The organism is Flavobacterium sp. RSSB_23 (assembly GCF_051547145.1).
Taxonomy (GTDB): domain Bacteria; phylum Bacteroidota; class Bacteroidia; order Flavobacteriales; family Flavobacteriaceae; genus Flavobacterium.
In genome coordinates, this window is sequence record NZ_JBPTTO010000004.1 from 149,329 (window position 1) to 163,038 (window position 13,710).

At 36.5% G+C, this 13,710-nt stretch carries 10 protein-coding genes; 4 read left to right on the plus strand and 6 right to left on the minus strand.

The genetic code is table 11. The annotated features are described in order from the left end of the window. Position 1 precedes the first annotated feature (1 nt). Entirely contained in the window at positions 2-760 is a 759-nt protein-coding gene (locus ACSVH9_RS08840; RefSeq protein WP_438063408.1) for a DUF1835 domain-containing protein, read from the plus strand. A 52-nt stretch (positions 761-812) separates the two neighbouring features. Here the strand turns inward: ACSVH9_RS08840 and ACSVH9_RS08845 are convergent, their stop codons facing one another. Continuing rightward, on the minus strand, positions 813-2,003 hold the full coding sequence (locus ACSVH9_RS08845) for a Pycsar system effector family protein (protein WP_438063409.1): 1,191 nt from the start codon (positions 2,001-2,003) through the stop codon (positions 813-815). Positions 2,004-2,028: 25 nt separating this feature from the next. Here ACSVH9_RS08845 and ACSVH9_RS08850 point away from each other — a divergent pair, with 25 nt between their 5' ends. Beyond that, the gene (locus ACSVH9_RS08850) at positions 2,029-5,757 is read left to right on the plus strand and encodes a metallophosphoesterase (protein ID WP_438063410.1); all 3,729 of its coding nucleotides are present in this window, start codon (positions 2,029-2,031) and stop codon (positions 5,755-5,757) included. On the opposite strand, the gene ACSVH9_RS08855 is transcribed toward ACSVH9_RS08850, so the two are convergent. Both ACSVH9_RS08855 and ACSVH9_RS08860 read right to left on the minus strand, forming a co-directional pair. Further along, positions 5,740-6,618 carry a hypothetical protein gene (locus ACSVH9_RS08855; protein WP_438063411.1) on the minus strand — a complete coding sequence of 293 codons (879 nt, stop codon included), beginning with the start codon at positions 6,616-6,618 and terminating at the stop codon, positions 5,740-5,742. The two genes, ACSVH9_RS08850 and ACSVH9_RS08855, sit on opposite strands and share 18 nt — an antisense overlap. Before the next feature lie 92 nt (positions 6,619-6,710). Beyond that, positions 6,711-8,021: a T9SS type A sorting domain-containing protein gene (locus ACSVH9_RS08860; RefSeq protein WP_438063412.1), complete on the minus strand. Its 1,311-nt coding sequence runs from the start codon at positions 8,019-8,021 to the stop codon at positions 6,711-6,713. A 442-nt stretch (positions 8,022-8,463) separates the two neighbouring features. Here ACSVH9_RS08860 and ACSVH9_RS08865 point away from each other — a divergent pair, with 442 nt between their 5' ends. Both ACSVH9_RS08865 and ACSVH9_RS08870 read left to right on the plus strand, forming a co-directional pair. Then, positions 8,464-8,751: a hypothetical protein gene (locus ACSVH9_RS08865; RefSeq protein WP_438063413.1), complete on the plus strand. Its 288-nt coding sequence runs from the start codon at positions 8,464-8,466 to the stop codon at positions 8,749-8,751. 54 nt (positions 8,752-8,805) lie between these two features. After that, the gene (locus tag ACSVH9_RS08870) at positions 8,806-9,285 is read left to right on the plus strand and encodes a hypothetical protein (protein ID WP_438063414.1); all 480 of its coding nucleotides are present in this window, start codon (positions 8,806-8,808) and stop codon (positions 9,283-9,285) included. Between the two features lie 67 nt (positions 9,286-9,352). Here the strand turns inward: ACSVH9_RS08870 and ACSVH9_RS08875 are convergent, their stop codons facing one another. Genes ACSVH9_RS08875 through ACSVH9_RS08885 form a run of 3 tightly spaced genes read right to left on the minus strand, consistent with a single transcriptional unit; the run spans position 9,353 to position 13,614 of the window. Further along, entirely contained in the window at positions 9,353-11,071 is a 1,719-nt protein-coding gene (locus ACSVH9_RS08875; protein WP_438063415.1) for a DUF5060 domain-containing protein, read from the minus strand. 4 nt (positions 11,072-11,075) lie between these two features. After that, positions 11,076-12,068 carry an L-glyceraldehyde 3-phosphate reductase gene (gene mgrA / locus ACSVH9_RS08880; RefSeq protein WP_438063416.1) on the minus strand — a complete coding sequence of 331 codons (993 nt, stop codon included), beginning with the start codon at positions 12,066-12,068 and terminating at the stop codon, positions 11,076-11,078. A gap of 31 nt (positions 12,069-12,099) precedes the next feature. Then, entirely contained in the window at positions 12,100-13,614 is a 1,515-nt protein-coding gene (locus ACSVH9_RS08885; RefSeq protein WP_438063417.1) for a hypothetical protein, read from the minus strand. Positions 13,615-13,710 lie beyond the last annotated feature (96 nt).

Here is a 13,710-nt window from a genome sequence, read left to right on the forward strand (position 1 = left end):
AATGACAACCTATCATCTATTAAATGGAGACTGTTTGGCTGAGCAATTGAGACCAACCAAAATCAATCAAGACTTTATAATTTGCAGAGAATGTTTGATTGTTGGGCCAGTCGCTGCCGATAGACTTGATTTCTTTTGGAATATTCGAGCTCAATTTATTGCTAGTACTTATCAAGAATCGACCGAAAAGTATTTTGAAAAAACAGTCCGTGAATTAAACAAACTAAGCAACTTGCCGGAGCATTCCGAAATTTGCCTTTGGTTTGAAAATGATTTGTTCTGTCAAGTTAATATGTGGTTTGTGCTTTCTTTACTTTCCAAGTACCCCACTTTTAAAGTCTTCAGAGTGTTTCCAATCATCGCAAACAAAGCAGATATGTGGAAAGGTTTTGCCGAATCCACTCCCAAAACACTCGAACAAGCATATCATTCAAAAATTCAATTTTCACCTGATGATATCAACTTGGGAAAAAACCTATGGTCAGCCTATCAAAATAATGACTTAGAAAAACTTATTGCATTAGCCAAAACTCCATCAGACTGTTTGGAGTACCTAGAAGAGGTTTGCCAAGCACACAGCGACCGATTTCCATTAGACCAATCCTTAGGCAGACCCGAAAAAGTGGTACTAGAAATACTAAAAACTCAATCAAAAGATTTTCAACTTGTTTTTACAGAATTTGTAAAAAGAGAAGGAATTTATGGCTTTGGAGATATTCAAATTAAGAGCATGTATGACAGATTGATTCAATTTCAATAGCCTTTACGCTAAAAAAGTTTTTATTGGTGCAAAAACATTATCCCTTCGAATATTACACTCCAGCCATTTTAAACGCCACCACAAAAGCTATTACCGAAGCCACAATCCCAAACATAAAAAGATTGTAAGCCACACGAAGCAAGCGGTATTTGCGCTCCAAGACAATGCCCAAAAAGTATAAATCTTTGATCATAGTGTTATAAATGTAATCACGGTCTTTGATCATTTCGTTCATTGCCCATTGGTATTCATCGAGAGGCATTTTATAAAAATTACCAAAAAACAAGAGGTTTACTTTTTGCTCTTCGATATCTTGTCGGGAGAAGAAGCCTTTGGTTACTTTGGGACGCGTAGAAAGAATCGCAAAAATAATCGTCGTTACGCTAGAGACAATCATAAAAAAAGTCGGCATCATTAAATGCGCGTATTTGGGGTTGTCCAACTTCGGAATAATCGTAGACAAAGCAATAGAAATGATAATGGCATTTACGGATAACAAGATATTCGCCTTACTGTCGGCAATGCCGCTCAATCGGGTGTGATTGCCTAGCGTGACTCTGAAAACTGTATCAATTCCACGATCTGGTTTGTCGGGCTTGTCTTCTTTGAGAGTATTGGCTTTCTTTTTCTCCTTTTTGCCTTTTTTATCTTCTTTGGTGTTAATTATTTTTTGCAAAGCAATACAGTTTTTATCTTTTAAAGGTTGCCAATTCGTCTTGGCATAATCGGTATAAAATTGATGATAGTTGACCATAAAATCAAAATTAACCAGAGCCCATTCTTTGTCGGTATACGTTACCTTTTCGGTTTTTTCCCATTCCTTGCGAAGTTTTTCACAACTGAATAGATAGTCGGCTCCAAAAAGATGGTAATAATCAGCATCCTTAATTATTTTTTCTAAAAGCGTCTGAGGAACATATGTTTTTTCGGTGGCCGCAATCAACTGACAGACTTGCGTAATAAATGCATTAGAAGCCCCTTGCTCTGTCAAAAAAGTGGTCACCAAATCACAACTACATAATTCATGGTTGCTACAACCCGAAATAAATCCGGTATCATGAAACCATGCGGCAATAAATAAGGCCTCACGGTCTTCACCTTCTACTTTTTCTTCTTGGCACAAAGTTGTAACAGCCGCTACCACTCCTTGGGTATGTGTCAAATTGTGATAGGTATATTCGCTAGAAAGTTTATCTTTGAGCAAAGAAGTGACAAAATCTTGAGCTTTAGAAATCAGGATCATAAACAAATTTTTATACGACTAAATTATGGAATTGTTTTGGGATTATTGTTTTAAAGCTATTAAAACTAGAATTACCCTTCTTATCTTTATACTATTGCTTCAATCTTGTGCCACACATCAGGCACAATTTGGAAAAGAAGCAGCAAAAACAAGGACTACTAACGGCATTGATACCACAAAAATTGCCCACACTTTTTATTTAATTGGCGATGCCGGCAATGCCGACTTACCACTACCCCAACAAACCCTTGAACTGCTGAGTCAAAAGTTAGCTTCGGCACACAAAAATAGCACTTTATTGTTTTTGGGAGATAATATTTATCCCAAAGGAATGCCCAGCGACAAAGAACCTGAGGCAAAGGCCTTGGCCGAAACCAAATTGAATACACAAATCGCTTTGGCTAAAAACTTCAAAGGACAAACAGTATTCATTCCTGGAAATCACGATTGGTACAGCGGCATCAAAGGATTAGAACGTCAAGCGCAATACATCACGACGAAATTAAACGATAAAAAAAGCTTTCTTCCACAAAAAAACTGTGCCATCGAAAGTGTAAAAATCAACAGTAATCTAACAATGATTGTGGTGGATAGCCAATGGTTCCTTGAAGATTGGAATCAGCATCCTACTATTAATGAGTTTTGTGACATCAAAACCAGAGAAGCTTTTTTTGAAGAACTTGAAGACCTGTTGAACAAAAACAGAGATAAAAAAGTGATTTTGGCTATGCACCATCCTTTGCAAACAAATGGGTCGCACGGCGGGCAATTTTCCCTAGAAAAACAACTTTTCCCTTTGGAACAAAAAATTCCATTACCAATAATTGGGTCAGTTATCAATTTACTGCGCAAAACATCAGGAATAAGTCCGCAAGACATTCAAAACAAACAGTACACCATCTTGACGAAGCGCATCAAAACTCTATTACAAGCCCACAATAATGTAGTAGTAGTTTCGGGACACGACCATAATTTACAGTATATTGACCACGACAACATCAAACAAATCATTAGTGGTGCTGGCTCAAAATCTGAAGCCGCAAGAGCTATTTTCCCGAATGATTTCTCCTATGGCGGTAATGGTTATGCCACGCTTTCTGTGTATAAAAATGGTCGTATCACAGCTTCTTTTTTTGGAAATGAAAAAGGAAACGAACACCTTTTATTCGAAACCACCCTTTTCGATTCGGATGAAAAAAATGCTGTTGTAGCACCTAAAAATTTTCCAAAAACAACTACTGCTTCGATTTACACCCAAAAGCAAACCCGAAAAAAAGGTTTTTATAAGTTCCTTTTTGGCACGCATTACAGAAAAGTATACAGCACCAAAATTGCCGTCCCTACTGTCACTCTCGACACACTTTATGGTGGTTTACAACCCAAAAGAGCGGGTGGCGGACATCAATCCAATTCCCTGCAATTGGTAGACAAAGATGGAAAAGAATACGTGATGCGCGCCTTGAAAAAAAGTGCCACACGTTTTCTACAAGCGGTAGCCTTCAAAGACCAATACGTCGTTACTGATTTTGAAGACACCTATGCCGAAGATTTCTTGTTTGACTTTTACACCACATCGCATCCTTATACGCCTTTTGCGGTGGGCAATCTTGCGGACAAAATTGGCGTCTATCACACCAATCCAAAATTGGTCTACATTCCGAAACACAATGCTTTGAAAGAATTCAATGCCAATTTTGGTAACGAACTGTATATGGTGGAAGAAAGACCAAGTGATAGTCAAATCGACAATGAGTTGTTCGACAATCCCGATAAAATCATTGCTACCGATGAGTTGCTTAGCAATTTACACAAAGACGAAAAATACCAAGTCGATGAAAAAGCCTATATCAGAGCGCGATTGTTTGATATGCTTATTGGAGATTGGGACCGTCATAGTGACCAATGGCGCTGGAGTGCCTTCAAAGAGGGAAAAAATGTCACTTACAAACCAATTCCAAAAGACAGAGACCAAGCCTTTAGTAAATACGATGGAGCGTTGCTTTCGTTATTAATGAATATGCCCGCTTTACGCCATATGCAAACGTTCAACTCGTCCATTCGCAATGTAAAATGGCTCAATAGAGAGCCTTATCCGTTGGATTTGGCTTTATTAAGAACTGCAACAAAGGAAGATTGGATTGAAGAAGCCAAATACATTCAAAACCATTTGTCTGATAAAGAAATAGAAGAAGGTTTTGCATCCATTCCAAATGAAATAAAAGGAAAAACTATCACCGAGATCATTCAAAAGTTAAAAGTCCGAATGAGAGACTTACCGAATTATGCCAAAGCGTATTATGAAGTACTTCAAAAAACAGTGGTAATCGTTGGAACCAACAAAAAAGAACAATTTTCTATTTCATTCCCTTCAAAAAACGAAGTTGAAGTGGTAGTCTCTCGTCTCAAAAAAGAAGGACCCGAATCGTGGTACACCAAACGATTTGATGCTAAAACCACCAAAACAATTTGGATTTACGGCTTAGATGATGATGATGTATTTGAAGTTGAAGGCAAAAACAAATCTGGAATTTTACTACGTCTTTTGGGTGGACAAAATAACGATAGCTACACCGTAACGCACGGCAAAAATATTATGGTTTATGATTTTAAATCGAAACCTAATACTTATAATTTGGATGGAAAAACCAAAAAAGTAATCACAGATGATTACGACACCCAGTATTACAACTATGAAAAACCCAAATACAATGCGGTTTCTGGACTTCCTTTTGGTGGATACAATCCAGATGATGGCGTAAAATTGGGGTTGATTGCTAACTATACGGTGAATCGTTTTAAACAAAATCCCTTTACACAAAAACACATACTAAAAGCCAACTACTTTTTTGCTACTAGCGGTTTCGAACTTTTGTACAATGCTCATTTTCCAAAGGCTTTGGGCAATTGGGATTTGGATGTAGCTTCTAAGTATACGAGCCCTAATTTTACCATCAATTTCTTTGGTTATGGGAACGAAACCATCAACAACGACGAAACGTTTGGAATGGATTACAACCGTGTGCGTCTAAGAACCTTATCCGTTACACCTACGCTAAAAAAAATAGGAAGAATGGGTAGTGAATGGAACTTTGCAGCACTTGTAGAACGCATTACCGTAGAAGAAAGCACAAACCGTTTTATTAATACGCCTGGTGTCGTTAATCCAGAAGTTTTCGATAGGCAAAAATTTGCGGGTGCTAGTGCTTCCTATTCTTTTGAAAACTATGATTTACCAGCCTATCCGAGTATGGGATTTGGTTTTTCGATAAAAGGAACTTGGAAAATGAATTTGGAAGAGCTCAACCGAAACTTTACCGCTTTGGAAACCAAAATTAACCTCAACCATCGTCTAGATAAAAAAGGAAAACTAGTCCTAGCCACGATTCTAAAATCGAAAATACTTTTTAATGACCATTACGAATTCTATCAAGGCGCCACATTAGGCGGAGATTATGACCTTAGAGGATTTAGAAATGAACGCTTTTTAGGAAAACGTTCGTTCTATCAAAGCAGTGATATTCGTTGGCAATTAGGGAAAATCAAAAAAAGCTTGTTACCACTTTCTTATGGTCTTCTTGGCGGATTCGATTACGGCCGTGTTTGGCTCCCCAATGAAAGTTCCAACAAATGGCATCAAGCCTTTGGTGGTGGCCTTTGGCTAAACGGATTGAATGTGCTAACTGCTAGAATTACTTATTTTAAAAGCAGAGACGAAGAAGCGAGACTTTCTGTAGGCTTAGGGTTTGGATTTTAATTGACGTAGCGAAGTCAAATACATTTTTGACCTTCCTTTTTTCTCGGCTTCATCAGCGATTAGTAGTTGATTATTGTCGATAAAAGCAATGGATTCTTTTTGTGAAAAATGCCCTAATTCAAAAAGAGTTTTGCTTCCGTTTAGTACCGTTCCTCCTTTGAATCCTGATAACAAAAACACTTTGTCGTGGCAAAGCAGTACGATTTTGCTTTTATCAGGACTTAGTGCTGCTCCGGTGATTTGGCAACTGTTGTAAGTGTCGCACGTTTTAATTTTTCCAATTAATTGCGCCTGTTGCACTCCCGCTGCATTTCGGATTTTATAAACCAGAGAAGTACCGTCAAAATTTTTGCTTCTGTTTTTGGTAAACAAATAAAAATAGCCTTGGTATTCAATAAACGCTTCGGTATCGAAAAGTAGTGCCGATTTTTTGGGTGGAAATTCTTTTTGTTCAGGAAACGAAAAGGAAATTTTATAGTCCGCTTTTGCAGAAGATGCATTGAGTTTTGAAGCCCCAATTTTGTAAATACACAAATCACGACGGGTGTTGTCATTGTTACCAAAATCGCCAATATACACATTGCCTTGCGCATCTTTGGTCAACTCTTCCCAATCAACATTGGAGGCATTGGTGATGGTACACGTCTTTTTGAGGTCACCCGAATTCGCATCTAAACCAAAGAGTACGTTGTCATTACCACTATCTTCTAATCCCCAAATCATTTTGCTTTGAGGCATGTATACCATTCCAGAAATCTCTTTTATTTTCTTTGGGAGTTCAAACTGTAAAGTCAAAACATTGCTGTCTTTTTGACAAGCTAGAAATACAATACCCATCAAAACTATAATTCCCTTTTTCATAATTAAGTCTTTAAATATGGGCTCAAGTTAAGAAAGATTACTAAAAAAGAGGCTTATGTAGCCTCTTTTAAAATGATAGTGATTAGAAAAACTTACTTTTTAATAAACTTCCAAGTGGTAGTACTAGTACCTATTTTGAGTGTACATAAATACAAACCTTTGGATAAAGTCGACAAGTTGAGAGCTATTTTCTCTGCAGCGTTAACTTTTTTAGATAGTGAAAAAACTTGAGCTCCTGAAACTGAAAACACCTCAATGTTTACCAAGCCATCCATATTTTCAGGTAATTCGACCGTTAGCGTTGAATCGACCAAAGTTGGATAAAACAGCACCTTACTCAGCATAGACTCATTTTGTCCGAGAGCAGCACAGCCTGAAGAAATAACACCTGCGGCTGTTACGTTTAATGTAGCACCCGCCCCACAATTTCCGTTAGCTACTGAGGTAGCTACTTCAGCCACCGGTAAAACAGTATAAGAATAAGAAGGTTTTGAAACTGTACCTACATTGGTACTTCCGTTTATACAGCCATCAAATGTGAGTCCAACAGTACCTCCATCGGTACTATTGTAATTACGATAAACGCTCGCAATGTTGGCAAAATTAGTGTTCTCTACATAACAAGTAGTGTTATTATTTCCACCACCTAAACCAATAGCCAATGAGCCAGAAACTGTAGTGTTGTAATAGCAATTTAATAAATGTAATTCTGCATTTCTGGCTCTTGGCATTCTTTCTTTGCAACCTTCAGCCCAATAGCAGTTTTGAAAAGTGATGCTATAATGTCCATCTGCAGGAAAATCCGACTTACTGGACCCTACCAAATTGGTAAAACGGTGGTCATCTGCACCGCCTGGGCCGCCAGCTTTTGCTGGTTTTAAATAAGTAAACTTGCACCATGAAATGGTAGTATTGTCACCAGCTCCTTTGTTATCAAAATTTCCGTCGGTGCCATCTTGAAACTCGCAATGATCGACCCAAAGATTGGTGCACTCAGAGGTGAGATTGTCTCGACCATCTACATCATAAGCGCCAGGTCCTTCAAAAATTAGATTTCTAATAATCACGTTATTCGATCCTGGTTTTAGATACAGAATTCCAGAGCCCGTTGCCGTTTGATTCGTATTGACCAAGCGCGCTCCTTTTAAACCGATGATGGTTTTATTGGTTAGCGTTTCACTGGTATAACTACAATTAATCGTTCCAGAAACCAAAATAACTTGGGGAGTAGTCAATTTGATAGCGGCCTTAAATTCATCATAGGTAGAAACGGTTATGGGAGTGGCATTGCCTCCACCAGTAGCGGCAGCTCCAAAACCTTCGGGTTTGGTCATATAATAATTTTGTCCAAAGGCAGCCAAAAACACAAAAAAAAGGAAAGACGTAAGTACAGTTTTCTTCATAAAATAATTAGTAGGTTAAGATTTTGGGAAATCAGTGCAAAATACAATATTCTTAGCTGATGTAATCCATTACCCAACCAGATACTATTTATCATTTACAATAACTTAATTGATGAGATATCACCCATTTTCTCTAAGTAAAAGACGATTACTGGCATTTTATCTCTAATTATTGTATAAAAAATCTTATTAAATATATTCGAAATAAGCGACTGCTCTTTAAAATTCTAAAATTAGTTTTTTACTCCATAACAACAGACCCCCGTCTAAAAACAGGAAAAAACATATTTATCAATAGAGAATCAAGAACCTACCCCCTTGTAATGAGTTTAATAAGGAAATAAGTATCAAAAGAAAGATGTAAATCTAGTAAAAAGCACATTAACTGTTTTTTAACCAAAACGAAATTGTACGTATTTCTCTGTTTTAGTAACTTTACATTGTGAAAAATTCAAAAAACATAGCATTTTTATTTCTTTTATTTTCATATTCTTTATTATGGACACTAGACTGCTATTTAGACATAAAAGACTCTAAAACAATAGAATGGACCGTAAAGAATGAAAATCAAAAAGAATTGGACTCCGAATATTTCTGGGTGTTCAAAGCTGAGTCTTTGAACAATACCAAAAAAGAATACTTCAGCATTCGAAGACCAAAAGTGATTATGGATTCTTTTTATACCACAGGGATTTATTTACAAAAACATTGTCCTCCTCCAGAATGCTAGTTTTTTTTCAGATCATTTTTAATTAAAACAATAACAAGAAAAAAAATTAGTACTATGAGAACTTTTATAACTTTATTATTTTTAGCTATTGCTACACCATTTTTTGCACAATCACATGTTTTGGTAAAACATAATGGTGAAAAATTAAATGTAAATTACATCAAAACTGACAACAATTTAATCTACTTCAACTCTGGAAAAGAACAAGTTGAGCAAACAATAAGCACTTTTGCGGTAGCAGAATTGATCAATGCAACTACCAATGCAGCAACCAAAGTTTCAGATAAAATTGTGGTGAGCGGTGAGCAAGATTACAACAAAGTAATTGTGATTGCTCCTAATGCAACTACTGGTTTATCTTCAACTGCTAATGACTCTAAATTCCTTAACCGAGTAAAAGGGCAAACCCCATTGGCTGTTCAGCAACAAAACATTATCGCTTTGAAAAGAAAAGCTGCTAAAGAAGGGATTCCTTTTGTTTCTTTAGCACAAAACAACAGAGCAGAATCAAGTGCTACGATGTACACTTACTAAATACCACTTTTACAAACAGAAAAAGCCGTTTCTTGATAGAAACGGCTTTTCTGTTTAAACAAACTAATTAAAAAATAAAAACACGAAATTGATTCGCTTCCAAAGTAAAAGCTCCTAAACTAACCTTATTATCATGCACTTCATTAAGCTGAATCGAATTAAATACACCATCTTTAGTATCATACTCTGTTCCGTTTTTATTCAAACTTGAAGCATTTGCAAATTGAATAGTTGCAGTTTGAGTTTCAGCACTAGTATTTACCACAAGTAAAAAAGATTTACTTTTCCCCTTTACTAAGTAACACTGAATTTTAGGATTTATAGATTGGACGTCTTGCAAGTCAAATGAACCATTTGAATCCGCAAGCATGATGTCATTTATCGCTTTAATATGTTTAAAATAAGACATCATTCCTCTATCTTCAAAAAACTCCCACCACCATGACATGGGTAAAACTGGAGTTGGTGAAAAAATACCTAACCATAAACCGAGTTTAAAATGGCTGTCGAATTCATTACCAAATTTATTAAAATCAATACTCCAATCCCAATGGTAACCTGCCTCTCCGATGACGTAAGGCTTGTTATATTTTGCCTTTTGGGTTGTTATTACCTCGGGAATAGCAAGTGTATTACAATAGATATGTTTTTGATTAAAATCTATAGTTGGAATCTCATTTAATCCTTCTATCTCACGATGTGAAATGGACGTTGTAACAATATGATTGAATGGGTCAATACTCTTTAAATAACTGCTCATTTCCCTATGCCAATCTGAAACTACAGTATGACTAATATAGTCTTCAGGCTTCCCTTGATACATTGCATTATCTACTTCGTTAAAAAATTCCCAAGCACCAATTGAAGGACTATACCCATACCTAGCAACCATCAATCTAAGTTTGTTCTTATATTGTTTCTTTGCATTTGGAGAGGCAAAAAAATCAGTAGGAGTTACTGCAAAACCACCATTTTTAACATTATAACTACTAGTTTCCCATCCCGTACCCATAAGGCCCACGTGACTTTCTAATGCTAACATCATATAGATACCCAAAGAATCACATAATTGTACAACATGATCCAAACGTTCCATACCTGATGGATTAAATGGCTTTTCTGAATTGACATATCTTTTATTGTTTTGAACTTGTTTCCAATCTACAGGTAAATTCCAATAAATCATCCAAGTTCTAAAAAAATTACCTCCATTTTGAGCTAATTTTTTTAACATAAAATCATAGTTAAATCTAGGATTTTCATGCAATGCCTTAAAATATTTTGAATCGTCTGTATCTCGAGATTCCCATCCTATATTCTCTCCAATCCCTCGAAATAAAGCACCATTATCTGTTTTAAATGTCCAATCGGTATTCATTCTTAAAAAGCCTAAGTCCTTAGATGGATTAGCAATGAAAGAAAGTTTTTTGGATTGCGAAATCAATCCTTTGCTGTTTTTATAAGAGCAGTAGTAAGTGTACTTACCTAGTTCCGTTGGTGCAAATCTAGCTGCCCAAAGAGAGGCTTCCCCGGAATTACCAGAAACGTAAAAACAAGGTAAGGTTAACTGTTTGCCTGAAGGTGTGGTAAAATGCATGTCAATCACTAATTCATCCTGATCGTAAGGATTGATCCAATTTCCTTTTACATTAATATCCCATTCTACTTTTTGATATAAAAAACATTTTTTATTCAACTGTTTTAAAGACAGAACCTGAGCAAACAATGCAACATTGGAAAAAAGAAATACAGCAACAGCAGCAACCAAAAATCGTTTAAATAGCATAACTCTAGGGTTTTAAAACTTTTTCAATCATAGTAATCTCTTCATCGGTAAAAGAATAATTAGCAAGAGAAGCTAAATTATCATTTAATTGAGTGACACTACTTGCTCCAATTAATACGGATGTCACTCTATTATCTTTGAGCAACCAAGCAATAGCCATTTGAGCAAGGGATTGCCCTCGCTCTAAGGCTATGGTATTGAGTTGGCCTATAGTTTTGAGAATCTCTGGTGTAATCGCATCCGATTGTAATGCCCCGTGCTGTTTACTTGCACGAGAATTTTCAGGAATTCCTCTTAAATATTTATTGGTAAGTAATCCTTGAGCCAATGGAGAAAATGCGATACACCCTACTCCATTATCTCCTAAAACCGTAATAAGTTCCTCTTCTACCCAACGCTCAAACATAGAATATTTGGGCTGATGAATCAGACAAGGAGTCCCTAAATCCTTTAAAATTGCAATTGCTTCACGAGTAGCAGCTGCGGGATAATTAGAAATTCCTACATACAACGCCTTGCCTTGACGAACCATTTGCGCTAAAGCTCCCATAGTTTCTTCAAGAGGTGTTACAGGGTCGAATCGATGAGAATAAAATATATCTACATAATCGAGATTCATTCGCTTCAAACTTTGCTCAATACTAGCAATCATATATTTACGAGAACCCCATTCGCCATAAGGTCCTGGCCACATATCATAACCCGCTTTTGAAGAGATAATCAATTCATCACGATAAGAACTCAATTGAGAATGCAAAATTTTTCCAAAATTAGATTCTGCTGAACCAGGAGGTGGTCCATAGTTATTGGCCAAATCAAAGTGCGTAATCCCTTTGTCAAAAGCATTCAAAACTATACTTTCATAATTCGAATACACATCTACATTCCCGAAATTATGCCAAAGTCCTAAAGAAATGGCTGGTAATAAAAGACCACTATTACCTGTTCTTCGATACACCATTTCGTTATATCTATTTGCATTTGGTTGGTATTTCATAAAAAATCGTTACAAGATTAATAATTATAAATTAATTGACTTTAAGCACATTGGAGTAGCTAGAAGCGCCTGCTTTGTTTTCTCCTTTTACTCGATAATAATATGTTTTTCCTGGTACTTTGGTTTCATCATAAAATAATTCAAGAGGATTAGCAGCACGATCAGATGGTTCAAATGTCTTCACATCAGCAATAACTGCATCCTCGATTCCAACGGCTAAAACATTCCAAGGGCCTTTTGGTGACTCACTTCGTTCTATCGTATAACTTGCTGCTCCTGTTGCTCCTCTCCAAGTAAATCCTTCTCCTTGTACCATTAAAACTGGAGCTGGAGCTGGAACTTTTTCACTAGGAATCGCTTTACCTGCCATTAAAAAAGCGTTTGCTTTGAGTAAATCAAGTAAGCGTTGTTCTTCATATTCAAATCCTACGGAAAATCCTGGGACATGAAATGAATTTACAGGAGTTCCTCCTTCATTATGATAGTACCACCCTCCATCTCGTCTATGCCCTCTTATGGACCACATTAAACCACCTACAATAGAGCTATTTTGAATAGTAGTCATTAATTTTCGCAGATTCTCAGTTGTACCTAATCCAAATTCATCAATCACCAAAGGTTTTTTCCCTAAACATTGATTATGCGATTCTAATGCAATTTTAGCCAAATCATAAGGGCGACCTCCCATTTTGTTCCAATATTCATACAAATGATCACTAATCAGGTCAATATTTGGGCTATCAATAAGAGCGTTTCTATCGCAACCTCCTGCTTCCATAATCAAGTGATTAGGATCAACAGATTTAATATAGGCTGCCATTTCTAGACTCCAAGCCAAGATTTTGGGCTCCCATTCTGGATAATTCAAGCCTCTATCTCCTGGATAGCTTCCGAATTCATTTCCTAATTGCCACGAAAAAATTGCTGGATCCTCTTTATATAGCAAACCGTTTACAGTATTTCTTCGGTTTAACATAAAATCAAGAAAATGCTTAAAATCCGCTTTTTGTTCCTCATCATACCAAAAAGAGCCTTTTGGTTTACCAGCAATCGCAGAAAATTCATCAACACCGCGAATACCTCCAAAAGTTTGTGAGGCTATAAAAGGAATAATCAATCGTACATCGTATTCATGGCAAAGAGCGATGACTCTATCCAAGCATTTGAAAGCTTCTTCATTGTATTGTCTATGTCCTGAAATATAAACAGGCATGTCTTTGTCATCCGGACTATAAACAGATAAAGAAAAGGTTCGTGTAGCCCTCCCTCCTACACGTTGTAGACCACTTAAAATGTCGCGTATTTCATATTCATCTGGAAATCTATTGGTTCTATCTAGACGAATTTGTGATTCATTTTGTTGAATGTTTGGGGCTGCTAAGCTCATAAAACGAAACACCTTAGTCCCTTCATATACTTTATCACCTTTGCGAGTGATGATAGGCCAATTCTTAGCAGGTGTAACTTTTAATTGAGCCAATACAAGCTGCGTCATAAGCAAAGACGCAAACAACAATACAATACTAGTTTTATAGTTCATTTTCATATATGTAAATTTTATTTTTATTGGTCATATATGCTATCGCCTTTTACTTATCGGTGTTTGTTTGCTACAAACCTATTTTTTAATGGCGATTTCATA